Origin of the sequence: Actinomyces sp. 432 (genome assembly GCF_009930875.1) — a bacterium.
In the GTDB taxonomy this organism is placed as follows: Bacteria; Actinomycetota; Actinomycetes; order Actinomycetales; family Actinomycetaceae; genus Actinomyces.
In genome coordinates this window covers 2,475,846-2,498,523 of the sequence record NZ_CP025249.1, presented here as the reverse complement: position 1 = coordinate 2,498,523, position 22,678 = coordinate 2,475,846, and the positions used below count along the sequence as shown (strand labels likewise).

The 22,678-nt window shown below is 67.8% G+C and carries 33 protein-coding genes and 1 pseudogene; 32 read left to right on the top strand and 2 right to left on the bottom strand.

The features are described from left to right. Window positions 1–138: 138 nt before the first annotated feature. The 12 genes from tuf to rpsQ all read left to right on the top strand — a co-directional run bounded on the left by tuf (window position 139) and on the right by rpsQ (window position 7,074). Complete coding sequence (tuf, locus tag CWT12_RS10500) at window positions 139–1,329, top strand: elongation factor Tu (RefSeq protein WP_161924759.1); 1,191 nt, start codon at window positions 139–141, stop codon at window positions 1,327–1,329. Window positions 1,330–1,809: 480 nt separating this feature from the next. Continuing rightward, window positions 1,810–2,118 carry a 30S ribosomal protein S10 gene (gene rpsJ / locus CWT12_RS10495; RefSeq protein ID WP_003786051.1) on the top strand — a complete coding sequence of 103 codons (309 nt, stop codon included), beginning with the start codon at window positions 1,810–1,812 and terminating at the stop codon, window positions 2,116–2,118. Window positions 2,119–2,129: 11 nt separating this feature from the next. Beyond that, window positions 2,130–2,789, top strand: coding sequence for a 50S ribosomal protein L3 (gene rplC, locus CWT12_RS10490; protein WP_161924758.1), 660 nt, complete (start codon window positions 2,130–2,132; stop codon window positions 2,787–2,789). Window positions 2,790–2,793: 4 nt separating this feature from the next. Beyond that, window positions 2,794–3,441, top strand: a complete 648-nt coding sequence (rplD, locus tag CWT12_RS10485) for a 50S ribosomal protein L4 (protein WP_161924757.1) — start codon at window positions 2,794–2,796, stop codon at window positions 3,439–3,441. Further along, window positions 3,438–3,743 carry a 50S ribosomal protein L23 gene (gene rplW, locus CWT12_RS10480; RefSeq protein ID WP_161924756.1) on the top strand — a complete coding sequence of 102 codons (306 nt, stop codon included), beginning with the start codon at window positions 3,438–3,440 and terminating at the stop codon, window positions 3,741–3,743. Before rplD ends, rplW begins: the two co-directional genes overlap by 4 nt. Window positions 3,744–3,764: 21 nt before the next feature. Further along, window positions 3,765–4,601 (top strand): 50S ribosomal protein L2, encoded by an 837-nt coding sequence (gene rplB, locus CWT12_RS10475; RefSeq protein WP_161924755.1) that lies wholly within the window; start codon window positions 3,765–3,767, stop codon window positions 4,599–4,601. A gap of 11 nt (window positions 4,602–4,612) precedes the next feature. Continuing rightward, the gene (rpsS, locus tag CWT12_RS10470) at window positions 4,613–4,891 is read left to right on the top strand and encodes a 30S ribosomal protein S19 (RefSeq protein WP_092533016.1); all 279 of its coding nucleotides are present in this window, start codon (window positions 4,613–4,615) and stop codon (window positions 4,889–4,891) included. A gap of 32 nt (window positions 4,892–4,923) precedes the next feature. Further along, window positions 4,924–5,301, top strand: a complete 378-nt coding sequence (rplV, locus tag CWT12_RS10465) for a 50S ribosomal protein L22 (protein WP_161924754.1) — start codon at window positions 4,924–4,926, stop codon at window positions 5,299–5,301. Further along, a complete protein-coding gene (rpsC, locus tag CWT12_RS10460) occupies window positions 5,301–6,101 on the top strand; it encodes a 30S ribosomal protein S3 (RefSeq protein ID WP_161924753.1) in 801 nt (266 codons plus the stop codon). Before rplV ends, rpsC begins: the two co-directional genes overlap by 1 nt. Window positions 6,102–6,104: 3 nt before the next feature. Further along, the gene (gene rplP, locus CWT12_RS10455; protein ID WP_161924752.1) at window positions 6,105–6,524 is read left to right on the top strand and encodes a 50S ribosomal protein L16; all 420 of its coding nucleotides are present in this window, start codon (window positions 6,105–6,107) and stop codon (window positions 6,522–6,524) included. After that, a complete protein-coding gene (gene rpmC / locus CWT12_RS10450) occupies window positions 6,524–6,772 on the top strand; it encodes a 50S ribosomal protein L29 (RefSeq protein WP_161924751.1) in 249 nt (82 codons plus the stop codon). The genes rplP and rpmC overlap by 1 nt, the downstream gene beginning before the upstream one ends. Beyond that, window positions 6,769–7,074, top strand: coding sequence for a 30S ribosomal protein S17 (rpsQ, locus tag CWT12_RS10445; RefSeq protein WP_374939168.1), 306 nt, complete (start codon window positions 6,769–6,771; stop codon window positions 7,072–7,074). Before rpmC ends, rpsQ begins: the two co-directional genes overlap by 4 nt. 159 nt (window positions 7,075–7,233) lie before the next feature. Here the strand turns inward: rpsQ and CWT12_RS10440 are convergent, their stop codons facing one another. Continuing rightward, entirely contained in the window at window positions 7,234–8,544 is a 1,311-nt protein-coding gene (locus CWT12_RS10440; protein ID WP_161924750.1) for a CHAP domain-containing protein, read from the bottom strand. A gap of 420 nt (window positions 8,545–8,964) precedes the next feature. Here CWT12_RS10440 and rplN point away from each other — a divergent pair, with 420 nt between their 5' ends. From rplN to rplQ, 19 genes and pseudogenes are all read left to right on the top strand, one after another. Then, the gene (gene rplN / locus CWT12_RS10435) at window positions 8,965–9,336 is read left to right on the top strand and encodes a 50S ribosomal protein L14 (RefSeq protein ID WP_092532997.1); all 372 of its coding nucleotides are present in this window, start codon (window positions 8,965–8,967) and stop codon (window positions 9,334–9,336) included. 3 nt (window positions 9,337–9,339) lie between these two features. Further along, window positions 9,340–9,684 carry a 50S ribosomal protein L24 gene (rplX, locus tag CWT12_RS10430; protein WP_161924749.1) on the top strand — a complete coding sequence of 115 codons (345 nt, stop codon included), beginning with the start codon at window positions 9,340–9,342 and terminating at the stop codon, window positions 9,682–9,684. Between the two features lie 73 nt (window positions 9,685–9,757). Then, a complete protein-coding gene (gene rplE / locus CWT12_RS10425) occupies window positions 9,758–10,267 on the top strand; it encodes a 50S ribosomal protein L5 (protein ID WP_272927751.1) in 510 nt (169 codons plus the stop codon). A 1-nt stretch (window position 10,268) separates the two neighbouring features. Further along, window positions 10,269–10,454, top strand: coding sequence for a type Z 30S ribosomal protein S14 (locus tag CWT12_RS10420; protein ID WP_161924748.1), 186 nt, complete (start codon window positions 10,269–10,271; stop codon window positions 10,452–10,454). A 58-nt stretch (window positions 10,455–10,512) separates the two neighbouring features. Next, window positions 10,513–10,911 carry a 30S ribosomal protein S8 gene (gene rpsH / locus CWT12_RS10415; protein ID WP_161924747.1) on the top strand — a complete coding sequence of 133 codons (399 nt, stop codon included), beginning with the start codon at window positions 10,513–10,515 and terminating at the stop codon, window positions 10,909–10,911. Between the two features lie 21 nt (window positions 10,912–10,932). Next, window positions 10,933–11,472: a 50S ribosomal protein L6 gene (gene rplF / locus CWT12_RS10410; RefSeq protein ID WP_161924746.1), complete on the top strand. Its 540-nt coding sequence runs from the start codon at window positions 10,933–10,935 to the stop codon at window positions 11,470–11,472. A gap of 2 nt (window positions 11,473–11,474) precedes the next feature. After that, complete coding sequence (rplR, locus tag CWT12_RS10405) at window positions 11,475–11,849, top strand: 50S ribosomal protein L18 (RefSeq protein WP_161924745.1); 375 nt, start codon at window positions 11,475–11,477, stop codon at window positions 11,847–11,849. 31 nt (window positions 11,850–11,880) lie between these two features. Then, window positions 11,881–12,588, top strand: coding sequence for a 30S ribosomal protein S5 (rpsE, locus tag CWT12_RS10400; protein ID WP_161924744.1), 708 nt, complete (start codon window positions 11,881–11,883; stop codon window positions 12,586–12,588). Then, window positions 12,588–12,803, top strand: coding sequence for a 50S ribosomal protein L30 (rpmD, locus tag CWT12_RS10395; RefSeq protein ID WP_161924743.1), 216 nt, complete (start codon window positions 12,588–12,590; stop codon window positions 12,801–12,803). The genes rpsE and rpmD overlap by 1 nt, the downstream gene beginning before the upstream one ends. Before the next feature lies 1 nt (window position 12,804). Next, window positions 12,805–13,275 carry a 50S ribosomal protein L15 gene (rplO, locus tag CWT12_RS10390; RefSeq protein WP_161924742.1) on the top strand — a complete coding sequence of 157 codons (471 nt, stop codon included), beginning with the start codon at window positions 12,805–12,807 and terminating at the stop codon, window positions 13,273–13,275. Between the two features lie 468 nt (window positions 13,276–13,743). After that, window positions 13,744–15,036, top strand: a complete 1,293-nt coding sequence (gene secY, locus CWT12_RS10385; RefSeq protein WP_161924741.1) for a preprotein translocase subunit SecY — start codon at window positions 13,744–13,746, stop codon at window positions 15,034–15,036. Further along, on the top strand, window positions 15,033–15,617 hold the full coding sequence (locus CWT12_RS10380; protein WP_237564147.1) for an adenylate kinase: 585 nt from the start codon (window positions 15,033–15,035) through the stop codon (window positions 15,615–15,617). The genes secY and CWT12_RS10380 overlap by 4 nt, the downstream gene beginning before the upstream one ends. 24 nt (window positions 15,618–15,641) lie before the next feature. Continuing rightward, window positions 15,642–16,523, top strand: coding sequence for a type I methionyl aminopeptidase (map, locus tag CWT12_RS10375; RefSeq protein WP_161924740.1), 882 nt, complete (start codon window positions 15,642–15,644; stop codon window positions 16,521–16,523). A gap of 331 nt (window positions 16,524–16,854) precedes the next feature. After that, window positions 16,855–17,076 carry a translation initiation factor IF-1 gene (infA, locus tag CWT12_RS10370; protein ID WP_003781847.1) on the top strand — a complete coding sequence of 74 codons (222 nt, stop codon included), beginning with the start codon at window positions 16,855–16,857 and terminating at the stop codon, window positions 17,074–17,076. Between the two features lie 33 nt (window positions 17,077–17,109). Then, window positions 17,110–17,223, top strand: a complete 114-nt coding sequence (rpmJ, locus tag CWT12_RS10365) for a 50S ribosomal protein L36 (RefSeq protein WP_009748913.1) — start codon at window positions 17,110–17,112, stop codon at window positions 17,221–17,223. Between the two features lie 158 nt (window positions 17,224–17,381). Further along, window positions 17,382–17,756 (top strand): 30S ribosomal protein S13, encoded by a 375-nt coding sequence (rpsM, locus tag CWT12_RS10360; RefSeq protein WP_161924739.1) that lies wholly within the window; start codon window positions 17,382–17,384, stop codon window positions 17,754–17,756. Window positions 17,757–17,819: 63 nt separating this feature from the next. Beyond that, window positions 17,820–18,214, top strand: a pseudogene (gene rpsK, locus CWT12_RS10355) (30S ribosomal protein S11); the annotation flags it as partial. 156 nt (window positions 18,215–18,370) lie between these two features. After that, window positions 18,371–19,372 (top strand): DNA-directed RNA polymerase subunit alpha, encoded by a 1,002-nt coding sequence (locus CWT12_RS10350; protein ID WP_161924738.1) that lies wholly within the window; start codon window positions 18,371–18,373, stop codon window positions 19,370–19,372. Between the two features lie 30 nt (window positions 19,373–19,402). Next, window positions 19,403–20,167, top strand: a complete 765-nt coding sequence (gene rplQ / locus CWT12_RS10345) for a 50S ribosomal protein L17, sunset domain variant (RefSeq protein WP_161924737.1) — start codon at window positions 19,403–19,405, stop codon at window positions 20,165–20,167. 137 nt (window positions 20,168–20,304) lie between these two features. On the opposite strand, the gene CWT12_RS10340 is transcribed toward rplQ, so the two are convergent. Further along, window positions 20,305–21,063 carry an ROK family protein gene (locus CWT12_RS10340; protein WP_161924736.1) on the bottom strand — a complete coding sequence of 253 codons (759 nt, stop codon included), beginning with the start codon at window positions 21,061–21,063 and terminating at the stop codon, window positions 20,305–20,307. A gap of 375 nt (window positions 21,064–21,438) precedes the next feature. Here CWT12_RS10340 and truA point away from each other — a divergent pair, with 375 nt between their 5' ends. Next, complete coding sequence (gene truA / locus CWT12_RS10335; RefSeq protein ID WP_161924735.1) at window positions 21,439–22,416, top strand: tRNA pseudouridine(38-40) synthase TruA; 978 nt, start codon at window positions 21,439–21,441, stop codon at window positions 22,414–22,416. The last annotated feature ends 262 nt before the right edge of the window (window positions 22,417–22,678 follow it).

Here is a 22,678-nt window from a genome sequence, read left to right as displayed (position 1 = left end):
CCCGGAATTGCGCCCGGGGCAACCCATCCAAGTAAGATTTCCAACAATTCACCCGTAGACACTCTCGCAGTCGGTACGGCTAACATGTGCTAGTCGACTCCCGACGAAGAGAACTACCCGAGTCCCAGGAGGACACCAGTGGCCAAGGCCAAGTTCGAGCGGACCAAGCCGCACGTCAACATCGGAACGATCGGTCACGTCGACCACGGTAAGACGACGCTGACCGCCGCGATCTCCAAGGTCCTGCACGACGAGTACCCGGACCTCAACCCCTTCACCCCCTTCGACGAGATCGACAAGGCTCCCGAGGAGCGCCAGCGCGGTATCACCATCAACATCGCGCACGTCGAGTACGAGACCGACAAGCGTCACTACGCCCACGTGGACGCCCCCGGTCACGCCGACTACATCAAGAACATGATCACCGGTGCCGCGCAGATGGACGGCGCCATCCTGGTGGTCGCCGCCACCGACGGCCCCATGGCCCAGACCCGCGAGCACGTGCTGCTGGCCCGCCAGGTCGGCGTCCCCGCCCTGCTGGTGGCGCTGAACAAGTCCGACATGGTCGATGACGAGGAGCTCCTCGAGCTCGTCGAGATGGAGGTCCGCGAGCTGCTGTCCTCCCAGGACTACGACGGTGACGAGGCCCCCGTCATCCGCGTCTCCGCGCTGAAGGCCCTCGAGGGCGACCCCGAGTGGACCGGCAAGATCAAGGAGCTCATGGACGCGGTCGACGAGTACATCCCGACCCCCGAGCGTGACATGGACAAGCCGTTCCTCATGCCGATTGAGGACGTCTTCACCATCACCGGTCGCGGCACCGTCGTCACCGGTCGTGTTGAGCGCGGCAAGCTGCCGATCAACTCCGAGGTCGAGATCCTCGGTATCCGCGACCCGCAGAAGACCACCGTCACCGGCATCGAGATGTTCCACAAGTCCATGGACGAGGCCTGGGCCGGTGAGAACTGCGGTCTGCTGCTGCGCGGTACCCGCCGCGAGGACGTCGAGCGCGGTCAGGTCGTCTGCAAGCCGGGCTCCATCACCCCGCACACCGAGTTCGAGGGCCACGTCTACATCCTGACCAAGGACGAGGGCGGCCGTCACAACCCCTTCTACTCCAACTACCGTCCGCAGTTCTACTTCCGCACCACGGACGTCACCGGCGTCATCACGCTGCCCGAGGGCACCGAGATGGTCATGCCCGGCGACACCACCGAGATGTCGGTTGAGCTGATCCAGCCCATCGCCATGGAGGAGGGCCTCGGCTTCGCCATCCGTGAGGGTGGCCGCACCGTCGGCTCCGGTCGCGTCACCAAGATCATCAAGTGACCCGGTCCCAGCGGTAACGCTGGTCCGCCGCGGGCTCACCGCCCGCTGAATGCACGCAGGAGGCCCGTCGCCCTTGGGGTGGCGGGCCTCCCGGCATATCCCTGCAGCTGGTAGTAATTACCTGCCGTGGCGGGAGCGGCTCTCCGCGGCCTCGGCAGCACCGGCGAGCCGCCTGAGCGGGTTGCGGCTGGGGCGACACGCCCGAGCGCGTGGACCCGTGCGCGGTCTCACAGCGCTTCGGGCGGCTTCCGGCTTTCACCGGTGGCCGAGGCGTTGATAACGTAGGCCGGTCGACAGGCGTAAGCCTGCCCGGCCGCCCCGGGGGCCCACCCCGGAATCCAGTCTGACGGACCCGATTGCCATCGGGCTTCCGTGTGTCCAGACCGGCCCACCAGCCCTTGACGGGGCCGAGGTGCGCGTCGCAACGCGACACGCCCGAGCGCGTGGACCGGTAACCGAAAGCAAGAGAGGTTAGGCGCCATGGCGGGACAGAAGATCCGCATCCGGCTCAAGTCCTACGACCACGAGGTCATTGACTCCTCGGCGCGCAAGATCGTCGACGTCGTGACCCGCGCGGGCGCGACGGTCGTGGGTCCGGTGCCGCTGCCGACCGAGAAGAACGTGTTCTGCGTTATCCGGTCGCCCCACAAGTACAAGGACAGCCGCGAGCACTTCGAGATGCGCACGCACAAGCGGCTTATCGACATCGTCGACCCGACCCCGAAGGCCGTCGACTCGCTCATGCGGCTCGACCTGCCGGCCGACGTCAACATTGAGATCAAGCTCTGAGGACTGAAGCCATGACAACCAACCCGCCCACCGCGCCCACCAAGGCGCTGCTCGGCACCAAGCTCGGCATGACCCAGGTCTGGGACGAGAACGGCGTCCTGCGCCCGGTCACGGTCGTGCGTGTAGACACCAACGTCGTCACCCAGGTCCGCACCGTAGAGAACGACGGCTACGAGGCCGTCCAGCTCGCCTTCGGCGAGATCGACGAGCGCAAGGTAACCAAGCCGCTCGCCGGCCACTTCGCCAAGGCCGGGGTAGCGCCCCGCCGCCACGTCGCCGAGGTCCGCACGGCGCTCGCCGGGGACTACACCCCCGGCCAGGAGCTCAACGTTGACACCTTCGAGGTAGGCCAGCTGGTCGATGTCACCGGCACCTCCAAGGGCAAGGGCTTCGCCGGAACCATGAAGCGTCACGGCTTCTCCGGCGTCGGCGCCTCCCACGGTGCGCACCGCAACCACCGCAAGCCCGGCTCCGTGGGCGCCTGCGCCACCCCGGGCCGAATCTTCAAGGGCCTGCGCATGGCCGGCCGCATGGGCCACGCCACCACGACCGTCCAGAACCTCAAGGTCCGGGGCGTCGACACCGACAAGGGCGTGCTGCTCATGGGCGGCGCCATCCCCGGCCCCAAGGGCTCGGTGGTCGTCATCCGCACCGCCGTGAAGGGAGCCTGACACCATGGCAGAGACCATCACCGTCGACATCGTCGACTCCAAGGGTGCTAAGACCGGCACCGCGGAGCTGCCCGGCGAGATCTTCGACGTCGAGCCCAACATCCCGCTGATGCACCAGGTCGTCGTGGCCCAGCTGGCCGCGGCCCGCCAGGGCACGCACGCCACCAAGACCCGTGGCATGGTCCGGGGCGGTGGCCGCAAGCCCTACCGCCAGAAGGGCACCGGCCGCGCACGTCAGGGCTCCATCCGCGCGCCCCAGTTCACCGGCGGTGGCACCGTGCACGGCCCGCAGCCGCGCGACTACTCCCAGCGCACCCCGAAGAAGATGAAGGCAGCCGCCCTGCGCTCGGCCCTTTCGGACCGCGCTCGTCACGGCCGCATCCACGTCATCACCGAGTTCGTCACCGCTGAGAAGCCGTCCACCAAGTCGGCGCTCACGGCACTGCGCAACCTCACGGACCGTCCCAAGTCCCTGGTGGTCGCCGCCCGCGGTGACGAGCTCACCCGACTCAGCCTGCGCAACGCCCCCGAGGCGCATGTGCTTCAGGCCGACCAGCTGAACACCTACGACGTCCTCAACTCCGATGACGTCGTCTTCACCGCCGCCGCCCTGGACGCATTCCTCGGCAAGGGTGAGGAGGAGTCCAAGTGAGCCTCGAGAAGAGCAAGAACCCCCGCGATGTCATCCTCGCGCCGGTCGTCTCGGAGAAGTCGTACACCTGCATGGACCGTGGGCAGTACACCTTCCTGGTAGACCCGGGCGCCAACAAGACCGAGATCAAGATTGCCGTCGAGGCGATCTTTGACGTCAAGGTCGAGTCGGTGAACACGATCAACCGCCGCGGCAAGACCCGCCGCACCCGCACGGGCATCGGCAAGTCGAAGGACACCAAGCGCGCGATCGTCACGCTGCGCGAGGGCACCATCGACATCTTCGGCGACGTGACGGACTGACACGGAAGGTAGAAGACCGAGATGGGAATCCGTAAGTACAAGCCGACGACCCCCGGTCGTCGCGGCGCCTCCGTCGCCGACTTCAGCGAGCTGACTCGCAACCGGCCCGAGAAGTCGCTGGTGCGGCCGCTGAGCAAGTCCGGGGGCCGCAACTCCTCCGGGCGCATCACCACCCGGCACAAGGGCGGCGGGCACAAGCGCGCCTACCGGCTGATCGACTTCCGTCGCCACGACAAGGACGGCGTGCCCGCCAAGGTCGCGCACATCGAGTACGACCCCAACCGCACTGCCCGCATCGCGCTGCTGCACTACCTGGACGGCGAGAAGCGCTACATCCTTGCTCCCAATGGGCTGCGCCAGGGCGACCGCGTGGAAGCCGGCCCCGGGGCCGACATCAAGCCCGGTAACTGCCTGCCGCTGCGCAACATCCCCACCGGTACCGTGGTGCACGCCGTCGAGCTGCGCCCCGGCGGGGGCGCCAAGATCGCCCGCAGCGCCGGCACCTCGGTGCAGCTGGTGGCCAAGGAGGGCAAGTACGCGCAGCTGCGCATGCCCTCCGGGGAGATCCGCAATGTCGAGGCCGCCTGCCGGGCGACCGTGGGCGAGGTCGGCAACGCCGAGCAGTCCAACATCAACTGGGGTAAGGCTGGCCGTATGCGCTGGAAGGGCGTGCGCCCGACCGTCCGCGGTGTGGTCATGAACCCTGTGGATCACCCGCACGGTGGTGGTGAGGGCCGCACCTCCGGTGGTCGCCACCCCGTCTCGCCCTGGGGCAAGCCTGAGGGCCGTACCCGCCGTCCCAACAAGTCCAGCGACCGGCTTATCGTGCGTCGTCGTCGGACCGGCAAGAAGCGCTGATAGGAGCCATCATGTCGCGAAGCTTGAAGAAGGGCCCCTTCGTCGACGACCACCTGCAGAAGAAGGTGGACGTCCAGAACGAGAAGGGCACCAAGAACGTCATCAAGACCTGGTCACGTCGTTCGGTCATCACGCCGGACTTCATCGGCCACACCTTTGCTGTCCACGACGGCCGCAAGCACGTCCCGGTGTTCGTCACCGAGTCGATGGTGGGGCACAAGCTCGGTGAGTTCGCCCCGACCCGCACCTTCCGCGGGCACGTCAAGGACGACCGCAAGGCGCGTCGCTGACGGGCGCCGGAGAGTTTGAGAGGCTGAAGAACATGGAAGCCAAGGCGCAGGCCAAATACGTGCGCTGCACGCCGATGAAGGCACGCCGTGTCGTGGACGTGGTCCGCGGCAAGCGCGCCGTCGACGCCGTGGGCGTGCTGCGTTTCGCACCGCAGGCCGCTGCGGTGCCAGTCCGCAAGGTAATCGAGTCCGCCATCGCCAACGCCCGGTATCAGGCCGAGCGCGACGGCGAGCGCTTCGACGAGAACGACCTTTTCATCACCGAGGTGTACGCCGACGAGGGCCCGACCCTCAAGCGGTTCCGCCCGCGCGCCCAGGGACGCGCCGGCCGGATCCTGAAGCGCACCAGTCACATCACCGTCGTCGTCGGCGACCGCGCCGACGCTAACAAGCAGGAAGGAGCCCGGTAATGGGGCAGAAGGTCAACCCGACCGGGTTCCGCCTGGGCATCACTACGGACCACCGCTCACGCTGGTTCGCCGACTCCACCAAGCCCGGTCAGCGTTACCGCGACTTCGTGGATGAGGATGTCAAGATCCGCCGCCTCATGGAGGACGGCATGGAGCGGGCCGGCATCTCCAAGGTAGACATCGAGCGCACCCGGGACCGGGTCCGCGTCGACCTGCACACCGCCCGCCCCGGCATCGTGATCGGGCGGCGCGGCGTGGAGGCCGAGCGCCTGCGCGCGTCGCTGGAGAAGCTGACCGGCAAGCAGGTCCAGCTCAACATCCTCGAGGTCCGCAACCCGGACCTGGACGCTCAGCTGGTTGCCCAGGGCATCGCCGAGCAGCTCGCCAGCCGCGTGTCCTTCCGCCGCGCTATGCGTCGCGGGCTGCAGTCCGCCATGCGGGCCGGTGCCAAGGGCGTGCGCGTGCAGTGCTCGGGCCGTCTGGGCGGCGCCGAGATGAGCCGCAGCGAGTTCTACCGCGAGGGCCGCGTGCCACTGCACACCCTGCGGGCCAACATCGACTACGGCTTCTACGAGGCCAGGACGACCTTCGGCCGCATTGGCGTGAAGGTCTGGATCTACAAGGGCGACATGACCGAGCGCGAGTTCGCCCGCCAGCAGGCCGAGTCCGCCCCGCGCGGTCGCGGTCGTGGTGAGCGCCGCGGTCGTCGTGGTGAGCGCGCCCCGCGCCAAAGCGAGCAGCAGGTCGAGCAGGCGCCGGCCACCGAGAACGCTGCCCCCGACCAGGGAACGGAGGCCTGAGCCGTGCTCATTCCCCGCCGTACCAAGTACCGCAAGCAGCACCGTCCGCACCGTTCGGGTATGTCCAAGGGCGGCAACCAGATCTCCTTCGGCGACTACGGCATCCAGGCCCTGGAGCCCGCCTACGTCACCAACCGGCAGATTGAGGCGGCCCGTATTGCCATGACCCGCCACATCAAGCGTGGTGGGAAGGTCTGGATCAACATCTTCCCGGACCGTCCGCTGACCAAGAAGCCCGCCGAGACCCGCATGGGTTCCGGTAAGGGTGCCCCGGAGTGGTGGGTCGCCAACGTCAAGCCCGGACGCGTCATGTTCGAGCTCGGTGGCGTTGACGTGGACCTCGCCCGGGAGGCGATGCGGCGCGCTCAGGCCAAGCTTCCGATGAAAACCCGTTTCGTGACTCGTGAGGGTGGTGACGTCTGATGGCTATCGGTTCCAAGGGCCTGACCCCGGCCGACCTCGACGCCATGGACAATGAGCGTCTTGAAGAGGAGCTCTCCAAGGCGAAGGCCGAGCTGTTCAACCTGCGGTTCGCCTCCGCGACCGGCCAGCTCGAGGACCACGGCCGTATGAAGGCCGTGCGTCGCGATATTGCCCGCATCTACACCATCGTGCGCGAGCGTGAGCTCGGAATCCGCACCGCTCCGAGCACCCAGGAGGAGGCCAAGTGAGCGAGCAGACTACTCAGAACGAGACCGCCCAGGATCAGCCCGGCGCCCCCGAGCGCAACCACCGCAAGGTGCGGCGGGGCTACGTCGTGTCGGACAAGATGCAGAAGACGATCGTCGTCGAGGTTGAGGAGCGCTACAAGCACTCCCTGTACGGCAAGGTGCTGCGTCGTTCGAAGAAGTACAAGGTCCACGACGAGCACAATGACGCCCATCCCGGCGATCTCGTGCTCATCATGGAGACCCGCCCGCTCAGCGCCACCAAGCGCTGGCGGCTGGTGGAGATCATCGAGAAGGCCAAGTGACCTCTCGCTGAGCCCAGTGGGCACCATCCGGTAGCCCTTCACCCGCATATACGACGACGCCGCAGGCACGGGATCACCCGGTCTGCGGCGTCGTCGTATGTCGTCGTATTCAGGGCCGCGCTCACCCGATGCTGAGGCGGGCGGGCCGTTCGGCGCGGCTCAGTTCAGGCGCCAGATCTTGTAGTAGCCACCCGTGTTGCGGGAGGCGAAGCTGCCGCGGTGGACGCGCTCGCCGTAACCGTAGTTGGAGTCGATGACCTGCGCCGTGGAGGCGGAGCCTCCCGCCGTGATGATGGCTGTGTGCCCGCTGGCGATGTCCGGGTAGACCCACTGGCAGATGTCGCCCGGCTGTACATTCTCCCAACCGACGATCTCGGTGCAGATCTTCGCCCAGGAGGCGTTGTAGCCCCAGGGGAAGTTCTCCAGGTACACCGGCGTGCCGCCCGCCGCGCGGATCACGGTCTGTACCCACGCCGCGCACTGGCCTCCCACGTCACCTTCCGCGTAGGCCTGGGCCGCCGCAATTATCTTGGCGTTCAGCCGGCCGGTCGGAGCCGAGCCGGCCGTGTTGCCCACGGATGAGGGCACCCAGAAGGTGCCGTTGTTGCGTTCGCCGTTGGTCAGGGTGGTGATGTTGTGGCGGGAGAAGGAGGTGTAGTTGGAGGCGGCGGTGAGGGCGTGGACTTCGATCTTGCCCTGGCCGGTGTTGTTGGTCTTGATGAAGTACAGGTCGTTGCCGACCATGTGGAAGGTGCCGTTGTTGCGTTCGCCGTTGGTCAGGGTGGTGATGTTGTGGCGGGAGAAGGAGGTGTAGTTGGAGGCGGCGGTGAGGGCGTGGACTTCGATCTTGCCCTGGCCGGTGTTGTTGGTCTTGATGAAGTACAGGTCGTTGCCGACCATGTGGAAGGTGCCGTTGTTGCGTTCGCCGTTGGTCAGGGTGGTGATGTTGTGGCGGGAGAAGGAGGTGTAGTTGGAGGCGGCGGTGAGGGCGTGGACTTCGATCTTGCCCTGGCCGGTGTTGTTGGTCTTGATGAAGTACAGGTCGTTGCCGACCATGTGGAAGGTGCCGTTGTTGCGTTCGCCGTTGGTCAGGGTGGTGATGTTGTGGCGGGAGAAGGAGGTGTAGTTGGAGGCGGCGGTGAGGGCGTGGACTTCGATCTTGCCCTGGCCGGTGTTGTTGGTCTTGATGAAGTACAGGTCGTTGCCGACCATGTGGAAGGTGCCGTTGTTGCGTTCGCCGTTGGTCAGGGTGGTGATGTTGTGGCGGGAGAAGGAGGTGTAGTTGGAGGCGGCGGTGAGGGCGTGGACTTCGATCTTGCCCTGGCCGGTGTTGTTGGTCTTGATGAAGTACAGGTCGTTGCCATCGGCTGCGAAGGCGGGGGAGGGCGCCAGCAGCGGAGCGCCCACCGCGGCTAGGGCGGTGACCGTGGCGGCAGACAGCATCCGACGGCGGGACAGTTGAGCGGTCATTTCAAGGTCTCCTCGATCAGGGTCATAGCAGGACTCGCCAAGATTACTAGTCTGAGTGCCAGATCACAATTGATGTGCCGCTGCGTGTCGGCGACGGCCGTCCCCGGGTGCCGGGACGTGCGGGGTCGGCCTGTCCAGGCGGACCGGGACAGCCCCTGCTGCCAAGGCGGTGAGCAAAGGCACAGGGCGGGAATCGTGGCATGACTACCGGCAATTCCCCGCGTTGCACTAAGGTTGTAGAGCTGCGTGCAATGGTGCGCCCGGCAGAGACCTCGCGCCTGTGCGCCTGTGTCTGCTGGGGCCCGCGCACCTGATCGGCCCGCCAGTGGCGGGCGGCGCGCACAAGAAGAAGGAACGTTCGGCCAGGCTCGCTTCGCCCCGCGCGCAGTGAGAACCGGCTCGACGACAGGAGAACACTCAATGATCCAGCAGGAGTCGCGACTAAAGGTCGCCGACAACACCGGTGCCAAGGAGATCCTGTGCATCCGTGTGCTCGGCGGCTCGGGTCGGCGCTATGCGGGCATCGGCGACCAGATCGTCGCCACCGTGAAGGACGCCATCCCCGGCGGCAGCGTCAAGAAGGGCGAGGTCGTCAGGGCGGTGGTCGTGCGCGCTGCCAAGGAACGTCGCCGCCCGGACGGCTCGTACATCCGCTTCGATGAGAACGCGGCCGTCATCATCAAGAACAACGACGGGGAACCGCGCGGCACGCGCATCTTCGGCCCCGTCGGCCGCGAGCTTCGTGACAAGAAGTTCATGCGCATCGTCTCGCTCGCACCGGAGGTGATCTGATCCATGGCACGCATCAAGAAGGGCGACCAGGTCATCGTCATCGCCGGCAAGGACAAGGGCAAGACCGGGCGCGTGCTGCGGGTAATCCCGAAGGAGGACCGCGTCGTGGTCGAGGGTGTGCAGCGTGTCACCAAGCACACGCGGCCCCGCCAGACCGCTCAGGGCGCCACCGCCGGCGGTATCGAGACCGTCGAGGCGCCCATCCACATCTCCAATGTCATGCCCATCGACCCTAAGACCAAGCAGCGCACCCGCGTCGGCTTCCGGGTTGAGGAGGGCGTGCGTCCCAACGGGCGCAAGCGCACCGTACGCGTGCGTTACGCCAAGAAGTCCGGGGAGGATCTGTGACCATGGCTGAGAACACGGTTGAGACCACGGCGACCGCCGTCGCCCCCGCCTGAAGGCGAAGTACACCGACCAGGTGCTTCCGGCCCTGCTGGAGGAGTTCAACCACTCCAACGTCATGGAGGCCGGGCGCGTCGTCAAGGTCGTCGTGAACATGGGTGTGGGTGAGGCCGCTCACGACTCCAAGCTGATCGAGGGCGCCGTGCGCGACCTCGCAGCCATCACCGGCCAGAAGCCGCAGGTCACGCGTGCTCGCAAGTCCATCGCACAGTTCAAGCTGCGCGCCGGTCAGCCTATCGGCGCTCACGTGACGCTGCGCGGGGACCGGATGTGGGAGTTCCTGGACCGGCTCATCTCGATCTCGCTGCCGCGCATCCGTGACTTCCGCGGGCTCAGCCCCAAGCAGTTCGATGGCAACGGCAACTACACCTTCGGCCTGACCGAGCAGTCCGTCTTCCACGAGATCGACCCGGACGCCATCGACCGCGTGCGCGGCATGGACATCACTGTTGTAACCACGGCCAAGACCGATGAGGAGGCCCGCTCGCTGCTGAAGCAGCTCGGCTTCCCCTTCAAGGAGAAGTGACATGGCAAAGACCTCTCTGATCGCGAAGGCGAACCGCAAGCCGAAGTTCGGCGTCAGGGCCTACACGCGCTGCCAGCGCTGCGGCCGGCCGCGCTCGGTGTACCGCAAGTTCGGCCTGTGCCGCATCTGCCTGCGCGAGATGGCCCTGAACGGCCAGCTCCCCGGCGTGAGCAAGTCCAGCTGGTAAGAACTTACGTCGCAGGTCCGAGGAGGAAACCGCGACGAGGAAGGGCGCAGGCCCACTAATGACAATGACAGACCCAATCGCAGACATGCTGACTCGTCTGCGTAACGCAAACAACGCCTACCACGAGTCCGTCTCGATGCCCTCCAGCAAGCTGAAGGTGAATATCGCCAAGATGCTGCAGGCTGAGGGCTACATCGACGGCTACGAGGTGACCGACGCGCAGGTCGGCAAGACGCTCACGCTTAACCTGAAGTACGGTGCCAACCGGCAGCGTGCCATCCAGGGCCTCAAGCGCGTCTCCAAGCCCGGTCTGCGGGTATACGCGAAGTCCACGAACCTGCCCAAGGTCCTCGGCGGCCTGGGGGTGGCGATCCTGTCCACCTCCTCCGGCCTCCTGACCGATCGGCAGGCCGAGTCCCGGGGCGTAGGCGGCGAAGTGCTCGCCTACGTCTGGTGAGAGAAGGAGCGGAGAAGAACCATGTCTCGTATTGGACGCCTTCCCGTTCCGGTACCCGCCGGAGTGGACGTCATCATCGAGGGCAACGACGTGACGGTCAAGGGTCCCAAGGGCACCCTGAGCCGCACCATCGCCCAGCCGCTGAAGGTCGAGCGCCAGGAGGACGGCTCCATCCTGGTGACCCGCCCCGACGACGAGCGCCGTTCCCGGTCGCTGCACGGCCTGTCCCGCACGCTGATCAACAACATGGTCATCGGTGTGACGGACGGCTACTCCAAGCAGCTGGAGATCGTAGGCACCGGTTACCGCGCCGCGCAGAAGGGCAGCAGCGTCGAGCTGTCGCTCGGCTTCTCCCACACCGTCGTCGTCGACGCCCCCGAGGGCATCGAGCTGAAGGTGGATGGCACCTCCAAGGTGATCGTCTCCGGCATCTCCAAGGAGCAGGTCGGCGAGGTTGCCGCGAACATTCGCAAGATCCGCCCGCCGGAGCCCTACAAGGGCAAGGGCGTGCGCTACGCCGGCGAGAACGTGCGCCGCAAGGTCGGAAAGGCTGGTAAGTGACCATGGCTTACGCGATCAAGAGGGACAAGACCAAGCGCGTCGCCCGCAAGATCCGCCACCAGCGCGTGCGCAAGCACGTGTCCGGCACGGCCGAGCGCCCCCGGCTGGTCGTCAGCCGCTCCAACCGGCACATGGTGGCGCAGGTCATCGACGACACCATCGGGCACACCCTGTGCTCCGCCTCCACCCACGAGGCCGCGGCCCAGGGTGTCGAGGGTCACAAGGTCGGTGCCGCCCGCCGCGTGGGCGAGCTGGTTGCCGAGCGCGCCAAGGCACTGGGCATCGAGAAGGTCGTATTCGACCGTGGCGGTTACAAGTATCACGGTCGCGTGGCGGCCGTAGCCGAGGGCGCCCGCGAGGGCGGCCTGGAGTTCTGAGCCAGACGACGAGAAAGCTAAGGAGTTTCTGATGGCTGCACCGCAGCGAGACAGGTCAGCGTCGTCCGACGGCTCGGCCCGGCGCGAGAGCGACCGCGGCGAGGGCCGCGGCCGCCGTGACCGCAACACTGACCGCCGCGACCGCAACAGTGGTCGGGGCAACGACGACAAGTACATCGAGCGCGTCGTCACGATCAACCGCGTGTCCAAGGTCGTCAAGGGCGGCCGCCGCTTCACCTTCACCGCGCTGGTAGTGGTCGGAGACGGCGAGGGCACGGTCGGCGTCGGCTACGGCAAGGCGAAGGAAGTTCCCGCCGCCATCGCCAAGGCCGTCGAGGCGGCGAAGAAGGAGTTCTTCCACGTCCCGATGATCCGCCGCACCATCCCGCACCTGGTGCAGGGCGAGGACGCCGCCGGCGTTGTGCTGCTGCGCCCCGCCGCGCCCGGTACCGGTGTTATTGCCGGTGGACCGGTGCGCGCCGTGCTGGAGTGCGCGGGCGTGCACGACATCCTGTCGAAGTCGCTCGGCTCCTCGAACGCGATCAACATCGTCCACGCGACGGTGGCCGCGCTCAAGCAGCTCGAGCAGCCCGAGTCGGTCGCGGTTCGCCGTGGCCTGCCCCTGGAGGAGGTCGCGCCGCAGTCGATGCTGCGCGCCCGCGCCGAGGGCGAGGCCGCCAAGCGGGCCGAGGCCGAGAAGAAGGAGGCCGAGAAGGCCGCTGAAGGAGTGGGTGCGTGATGGCTGAAGCCGCAACCGAAAAGACCCAGCAGGACGCGCGGCAGATCAAGGTGACCCAGGTCCGTTCAACCATCGGGGGCACGCGCCGCCAGCGCGAGACCCTGAAGGCACTCGGCCTGCGCCGGATCCGCCACTCAGTGGTCCGTGCGGACAACCCGTCCGTGCGCGGCATGATCGCCAAGGTGGCGCACCTTGTCACCGTTGAGGAGGCCTGAGATGGGTGACACGAACAAGCAGGAGGCGGGTCAGATCATCCGCCTGCACGACCTCCGCCCGGCGCCGGGCGCCAAGAAGGCCAAGACGCGGGTCGGCCGCGGTGAGGCCTCCAAGGGCAAGACTGCCGGTCGCGGTACCAAGGGCACTAAGGCCCGCTACCAGGTACGGCCTGGCTTTGAGGGCGGCCAGATGCCGCTGCACATGCGCCTGCCCAAGCTGCGCGGGTTCCGTAACCCCAACCGCGTTGAGTACCAGCCCGTGAACGTAGGCCGCATCGCCGAGCTGTTCCCGGAGGGCGGCGCGGTCACGGTTGAGGACCTGGTTGCCAAGGGCGCGGTCCGCAAGCGCAGCCTCGTCAAGGTGCTGGGCGGCGGCGACGTGGCGGTCAAGCTGGACCTCACGGTCGACGCCTGGTCCGACTCCGCCAAGGAGAAGATCGAGGCCGCGGGCGGCACGCTAGCCGCGCGCTGATCGCTGGTCGGCTGCCGCTAGCGCGGGGCCGACAAGCAGCGCAGGTGTCACGGTTCCGGCCGGGCGGGGGGATACCCCTAGCCCGGCCGGAACCGTGTTTCTGCGCCGTTTAGCGCCGTTTCCGTGCCCGTCTGTGGTACGGGCGTGGCCGTGTACGTCCTCCTGGAGGCTTTCCCGTGCCCTGCCGTCGCAGGGCTCCAGAACGCGTACTCGTGGCGGGAACCCGCGCACGTCGGCAGCCGCCGGGCCGGCGTGCGGGCCGGCCGGGTGGGTGCGCAGTGCGTGACCGATACCCCGCCGCCTGCGCCTGCTGAGGTCGGGTGGCGTCGGCCGAGCGGGGTAGGGTAGCCCAGGGTATGCCCCGGACCGGCAAGAGACGCGTCCCCGGGCGGACCCGAACAGCCGGCGTGATAGGCGCGCCGGTTCACCCGATATCAACATCCGACACAGCCCGTTACAGGAGACCGAGTGTTCAGTGCGTTCATCCAGGCGTTCAAGACGCCGGACCTGAGGAGAAAGCTCCTGTTCACCCTGGGCATCATGGCGCTGTTCCGCTTCGGCTCGGTGCTGCCGACCCCCGGCGTTGACCTGGCCAATGTGCAGATCTGCGTGGGTGAGAGCCAGGACGAGGGTCTGCTCGGGCTGATCAACATCTTCTCCGGCGGCGCGCTGTTGCAGCTGAGCGTATTCGCGCTGGGCATCATGCCCTACATCACCGCCTCCATCATCATTCAGCTGCTGCGCGTGGTGATTCCGCGCTTTGAGGAGCTGTACAAGGAGGGGCAGTCCGGAACGGCGAAGCTCACCGAGTACACCCGCTACCTGACGATCGGTCTGGGCGTACTCCAGTCCGCCACCATCGTCGCCACCGCAGCCAATGGCAATCTCTTCACCGGCTGCTCCGTACCGGTGATTCCCGATGACTCGCCGGCGAATCTGGCGCTGATGATCGTGACCATGACAGCCGGCACGGGCCTGATCATGTGGCTGGGGGAGCTCATCACCGAGCGCGGCATCGGCAACGGCATGTCCCTGCTGATCTTCACCTCGATCGTCGCCCGCATGCCGCAGAACCTGTTCTCCATCCTGGCCGGCTCCGGGGGCCCGTCCCGATTCCTGGCGGTGGTGGCCGTGATTCTGGTGGCCACGCTGGCGGTGGTGTTCGTGGAGCAGGCCACCCGCCGCATTCCCGTGCAGTACGCCAAGCGCATGGTCGGGCGGCGCCAGTATGGCGGCTCCACCACCTACATCCCCATCAAGATCAACACCGCCGGCGTGATCCCGGTCATCTTCGCCTCCTCGCTGCTGGCCATGCCGCAGCTGGTGGCGCAGTTCGGCAGCCCCACCAGCTCTTGGGTGCAGTGGATCGCCACCAACCTGCGGCAGACGGACACGATCTACCTGGTTGGCTATGGACTGCTGGTCTTCGCCTTCACCTTCTTCTACACGGCGATCACCTTCAACGCGGAGGAGATCGCTGACAACATGAAGCGCTACGGCGGCTTTATTCCCGGCATCCGCGCCGGAGAGCCGACCGTGCGCTACCTCAGCTACGTCATCAACCGGGTCACGGCGGCGGGTGCCGTCTACCTGCTGATCCTGGCCCTGGTGCCGACGCTTGCCGTGATGTGGCTGGGGCTGTCCCAGAATCTGCCGTTCGGAGGGACGACCATCCTGATCATGGTGGGGGTCGGCCTGCAGACGGTTAAGGAAATCAACTCCCAGCTGCAGCAGCGGCACTACGAAGGGTTCCTCTCATGAGCGCACGCATGGTCATCCTCGGTCCTCCCGGTGCCGGCAAGGGCACCCAGGCAGCCCGCATCTGCGAGCGACTGGACGTGCCGGCGATCTCAACGGGAGACATCTTCCGCGCTAACGTAGCCGGGGGCACGGAGCTGGGGCGGCAGGCCAAGGAGTACATGGATGCCGGTGAGTACGTGCCCGACTCGGTCACCAACGCCATGGTCGCCGACCGCCTTGCCGCCGACGACGCAGCCGTCGGCTTCCTGCTGGACGGCTACCCCCGCACCGAGGCGCAGGTGCACGAGCTGGACGCCATGCTCGCCGCGGCCGGAATCGCCCTTGACGTTGTTCTGGAGATCACCGCCGATGCCGAGGTGGTGGTGCAGCGGCTGCTGGGGCGCGCCGCCGAGCAGGGCCGTGCCGATGACACCGAGCCGGTGATTCGGCGGCGGCTGGAGGTGTACGCCGAGCAGACCGAGCCCCTGGCCGCCCTTTACGAGCAGCGGGGCCTGCTGGTGCGCGTGGACGGCGTGGGTGAGCTGGACCAGGTCACTGACCGCATCATGGCTGCGCTGGCGTCCCGCGGCGTGACCGCCTGAGCGGGGTAGTACGGGCGGAGCAGCATGCTGACGCGTGAACGCATTCAGCTCAAGAGCCCCGATCAGGTGCGGCGCATGCGGCAGGCCGGGCTCGTGGTTGCCGATATCCACGCCGCGCTGCGGGAGGCGGTACGCCCCGGCGTCACCACGGGAGAACTGGACGCAGTCTCGGCCGACGTGATCGCCCGTGCCGGTGCGCACTCCAACTTCCTGGGCTACTACGACTACCCGGCGACGGTGTGCGTATCAGTCAATGACGAAGTGGTGCACGGTATCCCCGGCGAGCGGGTGCTCGAGCCGGGCGACCTGGTCACCTTCGACTGCGGCGCCTATATCGTCGACGACGACGGCACCCAGTGGCACGGCGATGCCGCCTTCACCACGGTGGTGGGCGGGAGCTACGCCTCCGACGCGGACCGGGTACTGGACGGCACTACCCGCCAGGCCCTGTGGGACGCCATCGCCGCCGTGGCCCGCGCCGTCGCGGACGACGCCGGAGGCCGGGCCGGAAGACTGAATGTGGTCGGCGACGCCGTCGAGGCGGCGGTCGGCGCTGCGGTCAAGCGCGAGGGTGTGCGCCTGGGCATCCTGCACGACTACGTGGGGCACGGCATCGGCACCGCCATGCACATGTCCCCGGACGTGCTCAACTACTCGGTCAAGCGCAAGGGCCCCAGGCTGCGGCCCGGCATGGTGCTCGCCATCGAGCCCATGCTGACGGCGGGATCGGCCGAGGTGGACGAGCTTGACGACGGCTGGACCGTGGTGACTCGGGACGGCTCTCGCGCGGCGCAGTGGGAGCACACGGTTGCGCTCGTGCCCGGGGGAGTGTGGGTGCTCACGGCTCCCGACGGGGGAGTGGAGGGGCTGGCCCCCTACGGCCTGGAGCCCCGCCCCCTCGGCTGAAGCCCATCTCCCAGCCCACCCGCCGAGGTCGGTCGATCTTACGTACTGAGAACGTCTGAGGCGGCGACGAGCCGACGCCGCACAAGCCGACACGCGCACTCGGGGCACGCAGTGTGTCGGGAAACACCGCCGGATAATGCCCCTCCGCGGTGGTCAGCCGTGGCGCATATGCCGTATCGTTGGCGGGCGGCGCGCCCTAGAACCAGCGCCCGGCATACTTGCCCGTCGGACTCACGGTGGCGGATGGGATGCGGGCGTTAGGGGTAGGGCGCCATGTCGGCGGCGTCGTCGTCGGCAGGAGTATCCAGCGAGAAAGCACCGATGGAGGAACATGGCTAAGAAGGACGGCGTCATCGAGGTCGAGGGATCGGTCGTCGAGGCCCTTCCGAACGCGATGTTCCGGGTTGAGCTGAGCAACGGGCACGTCGTGCTCGCGCACATCTCCGGGAAGATGCGGCAGCACTACATCCGCATCCTGCCAGAGGACCGCGTGGTTGTTGAGCTAAGCCCCTACGACCTGTCCCGGGGCCGCATCGTCTACCGGTACAAGTGACAGTCCTCCTAGCCGGGAGGACGGAGGAACATCATGAAGGTCAAGCCGAGCGTCAAGAAGATCTGTGACAACTGCAAGGTGATTCGTCGCCACGGTCGTGTCATGGTCATCTGCGACAACCCGCGGCACAAGCAGCGTCAGGGCTGAATCCCGCGCGCCGTCGGCCACGGGCAGGCGGCAGAATCAACAGCACTCACCTCAGTGGCGCCGTGCGCCACAACCCCCGGTTCCTGGAGGCCGGGGCCACCGGTTGGCGGTGGAGGGGATGGGTGACGACCTCCGGGAACACACAGGAGAACCACACAGTGGCACGCATTTCCGGCGTCGACCTGCCTCGCGAGAAGCGAGTGGAGATCGCGCTCACCTACATTTACGGGATCGGGCGCACCCGCGCCGTCAAGACCCTCGAGGCCACCGGCGTCAACCCGGACACCCGCGTGAAGGACCTCACCGAGGCCGAGCTGGTTGCGCTGCGCAACCACATCGACTCCAGCTACCAGGTTGAGGGTGACCTGCGTCGTGAGGTCCAGGCAGACATCCGCCGCAAGATCGAGATCGGCTGCTACCAGGGCCTGCGCCACCGCCGGCACCTGCCGGTCCGCGGCCAGCGCACCAAGACGAATGCCCGCACCCGCAAGGGGCCCAAGCGCACCGTGGCCGGCAAGAAGAAGGCCAAGTAACAGCCCGCTCACCCGGGTCCGGAGACCCGGGAACTAGATCTCATCTGAAGAAGGAAGCATGCCCCCAAGACTCGTTCCACCGCGCGCAAGCCGCGCCGCAAGGACCGGAAGAACGTTACCCACGGTCACGCCTACATCAAGTCCACGTTCAACAACACGATCGTTTCCCTGACCGACCCCAACGGCGCCGTGATCGCCTGGGCGTCCTCCGGCCAGGTTGGCTTCAAGGGCTCCCGCAAGTCCACGCCGTACGCCGCCCAGCTCGCCGCCGAGGCCGCCGCCCGGCGCGCGCAGGACCACGGTATGAAGAAGGTAGACGTCTTCGTCAAGGGCCCCGGCTCCGGTCGCGAGACCGCTATCCGGTCCCTGCAGGCGGCCGGCCTCGAGGTCGGCTCGATCACGGACGTCACCCCCAGGCGCACAACGGCTGCCGCCCGCCGAAGCGGCGCCGCGTCTGACCCGACCACCGGTCGGCCTACTCCCTGCGCATAAGGGGAAGGCGCCGGCCCATCGGCCCGCCCGGACACGACGGGCCGGCCGCCGGCGCACGTCGGCGGCCAACACCATGAGGAACGGCGTCATATAGCGGGCGCCGCGACGAAAGGAAACCTCTAGTGCTCATTGCACAGCGACCCACACTCTCCGAGGAGGTCATTGAGGAGGACCGCCGCTCGCGGTTCGTCCTCGAGCCCCTGGAGCCCGGCTTCGGCTACACGCTCGGCAACTCACTGCGCCGCACGCTGCTGTCGTCCATTCCGGGCGCGGCTGTGACCTCCGTCCGCATTGAGGGCGTGCCCCACGAGTTCCGCACGATCGCCGGGGTCAAGGAGGACGTCGCCCAGATCATCCTGAACATCAAGGAGATCGTCCTGTCCTCGGAGAACGACGAGCCGGTGGTCATGTACCTGCGCAAGTCCGGCCCGGGCGTCGTCGTCGCCGGCGACATCACCCCGCCGGCGGGCGTGGAGATCCACAACCCCGACCTGGTGATCGCCACCCTCAACGAGAAGGGCAAGCTGGAGATCGAGCTGACGGTCGAGCGTGGCCGCGGCTACGTGTCCGCCAACCAGAACAAGGACCCGAACGCCGAGATCTCCCGGATTCCGGTGGACTCGATCTACTCGCCGGTCAAGAAGGTCTCCTACGCGGTTGAGGCCACTCGTGTGGAGCAGCGTACGGACTTCGACCGCCTGGTGGTGGACGTGGAGACCAAGGCGTCCATGACCCCGCGCGACGCGCTCGCCTCCGCCGGCAAGACGCTCGTGGAGCTGTTTGGGCTGGCCCGGGAGCTCAACGTCGAGGCCGAGGGCATCGAGGTCGGCCCCTCGCCGATGGACCAGGCCTTGCAGCAGGACCTGGCCATGATGATCGACGAGCTGGACCTGCAGGCCCGCTCCTCCAACGCCCTCAAGCGCGAGGGCATCCACACCGTCGGTGAGCTCGTCGCGCGCAGCGAGGCTGACCTCCTCGACATTCGCAACTTCGGTGCCAAGTCGATCTCCGAGATCAAGGACAAGCTGGCCGAGCTCGGGCTGTCCCTCAAGGGGTCCCCGGTCGACTACGCCCCGGAGGGCGACTACACCAACCCCACCTTCAGCGACGAGCAGCAGGCCTGACGCCGGCTCGCCATTCCACTAGGAGACAACATGCCTCGCCCCACCAAGGGTCCCCGGCTGGGCGGATCCCCCCAGCACGAGCGCCACATGCTGGCCAACCTGGCTACGCAGCTCATCATCCACGAGTCGATCACGACCACGGAGGCCCGCGCCCGGCGCCTGCGCCCCTACGTCGAGAAGCTCATCACCAAGGGCAAGCGCGGTGACCTTCACGCCCGCCGCACCGTGATGAAGAAGGTGACGGACAAGTATGCCGTCTACCGCCTCTTCGACGAGATCGCCCCGCAGATGGCCGAGCGCGAAGGCGGCTACACCCGCATCATCAAGACCGCGCCGCGCCGGGGCGACAATGCCCCCATGGCCCAGATCTCGCTGGTGCTGGAGCCGGTCGCCAAGAAGGAGATCGTCGACGACGCCGTCCGCACCGCCAAGCGCGCGGCTGAGAAGGCCGTCGCCGAGGTTGAGGAGGCCGTCGCCGAGGTCGCGGAGACTCCGGCCGACGACGCCGCCGAGGTTGCCGCGGAGGAGACCGAGGCTGCCGACGCGACCGCTGCCGACGAGGCTTCCGGCAAGCCGGTCTACGCCGGCTCGGTGCGCCTGGAGCAGGGCTCGACCGAGGCACCCGACACCGACCACGAGGTCAAGGGCAACGAGGACTCCATGAAGTATCACGTGCCCGGCTCCCGCTGGTACGACAACACGGTTGCCGAGGTCTGGTTCGCCTCCGCCGAGGACGCCGAGGCCGCGGGCTTCGCCCCCGCCGGCGGTGCCGCCGCGCAGAAGGTCAAGAAGTGACCTCCCATTAGGTGCGCGTGTAACAACGCATTCGGGGAGGGCCGGTCGCCGTGAGGTGACCGGCCCTCCCCGCGTTCCACGGCGGCGGCGCGTACCCGGGCGACGGTCGCGCGCCAGCGGTGACGGCGCTGGCACCGTCAGGGGCGGGCCATCTCCCAGCAGCGGGCCCCGCCGGTCATGCCCGCCTCATTGGGCACGACGACGACGTCGTCGCCGATCTTGTCGAGCTGGAAGGCGGTGATGCGGCGGGAGTTGCCCCCGCCCAGGTAGAGCCGGTCCCACATGTACATTGGGCGCAGCGCCTCGACTACGCGCCGCACCCGGCGCGACCAGTGGGCGTCGCCCAGGCGCAGCCGCTCATGCTCGCCGATGTAGTCGTCATAGGTGAGCCCCCAGCGGACCGGGCCCTGGGAGACCTCCACATGCGGGGCGAGCACGCCGTTGTCGAAGACGGCGTTGCCCAGGCCCGTGCCCAGGGTCACGATCATTTCCAGGCCGTGCCCGGTGACGACGCCGGCGCCGGCGACCTCGGCGTCGTTGAGCACCAGTACCGGGCGGCCGAGAGTAGCCTGCAGGCGCCCGCCCATGTCGAAGCGCGCCCACGCATCCGCCAGTTCTGGCAGGACGCGTGAGCGCGGTCCGTCCTTGGTGATGTAGTGAGGGGTGGCAATGACGACTCCGTGGCGGATCATGCCGGGCATGCCGACGGTCACCCGGTCGGCGGACGGAAGCTGGTCGGCCAGGTCCTTGATGGTGTCCACCAGTAGCTCCGGCGGCAGCGGATATGGGGTGGGGGTGCGCAGGGCGCGGGAGATGATGGCGCCGTCGGCGTCGAGCACGGAGGCCTTGATGCCGCCGCCGCCGCAGTCGACGCTGAGGGTGGTCGTAGTGCTCACGCTCCGACGCTACCGCTTTGGCCAGGGCTGGCGCAGTTCTCCGTATGCGTTGGTGGCGCGGTGAGGATCGAGACGAGCACGCGGGTGTCATCTCGGAACGTGAGCTGGATAATGCCGGTGGTAAGCTCGGCGAAGCTAGCCGGGGGAGTGGGTTTGCACTCTTGCAGGTGTCGGGCTGTGCTGCTGTTTGCTTTTGCACGACCCTGGGCCACGTTGCACGACCTCCGGGTGTGTTGCACGACCCCGGGGTGGTCGTGGAACGCACACCAAGGTCGTGCAATGGCACCAAGGTCGTGCAAGTGAGACGCGGCCCGACGTCTAGCACCGAGGCGGACGGGCCAAGGCGGCACCCGGGCTTGTGGTCTCATGGTTGCCATGACCGACGCCGAGCCCACGCGCCATGCTGACCCAACGTACGACGCCGACCCCGCTCGCACCGACACGGTGCGCGTGCGCCTGGACCTCGCCTACGACGGCACCGGTTTTCACGGCTGGGCGGCCCAGCCCGGACAGCGCACCGTGGAGGGCGTGCTGACCGACGCCCTGGCCACCGTGCTGCGCGCCCCAGTGCGGCTGACGGTGGCCGGGCGTACCGACGCCGGCGTACACGCGAGCGGGCAGGTCGCCCACCTTGATGTGCCCACCGCGGCCTGGCGGGCACTGCCCGGCCGCTCCACGCGAACCCCAGAGCAGGCCCTGTTGGACCGACTCGCCGGCGTGCTCGCCCGCGAGGCTCAGCACGGGCCCGTCCCTGCCCCGCGCGGCACCGGGGACCTGGTAGTGCACGGTGCGCGCCTGGTCCCTGCCGCCTTCGACGCCCGGTTCTCCGCCCTGACCCGCCGCTACCGCTACCGCATCGCCGACGGCGGCCCCACCGGTGCCCCACGCGACCCCGCCCGTCGTGGTCAGGTCCTCTGGGTGAACGAGCGGCTCGACGTCGCCGCCATGCAGGCCGCCGCCCGCCCTCTGCTGGGCGAGCACGACTTCCTGTCCTACTGCCGCCCCCGCGCGGGCGCCACCACCATCCGCACCCTGAAAGAACTGTCCTGGCGGCGCCTGCCCGCCGACGCCCCCGGCCCCGACGGCGGCCTGGTCACCCTCACCGTGGTCGCCGACGCCTTCTGCCACTCCATGGTGCGATCCCTGGTGGGGGCCGCCCTCGCAGTCGGGATCGGGCGGCGCGACGTCGACTGGCCCGCCCGGCTACTGGCGGCCCGCAGCCGTGAGCAGGCGGCACCCGTCGCCCCCGCTCACGGCCTCACCCTTCAGGAGGTCGTGTATCCGGACGACGCCGGTCTCGCCGCTCAGGCCGAACGGGCCCGCACCCTGCGCCGGGAACCCTGCTGTGAGTGAATTACGGGGACTGACCCGCGTCTGGCTGCACGGCGTGCCAGGCGGCACGTAGCACCGGAGGGTGCGCGGTACCACTGCGCTGTCCGCATACGGGTACGTGGCGTGTCAGGTTTCACGGCCGCCAACCCTCCGGGCGCTTTGACCGTCCCCGGAGCCGCCGGTAATGTAGGGAATCGTCGTGCAGCACGCGATCACGCTTGTGGTGCCATCCCACTCGCCACTTGCGGCCGGTGCTCCGACCACCTCATCTGACCATGGCGGT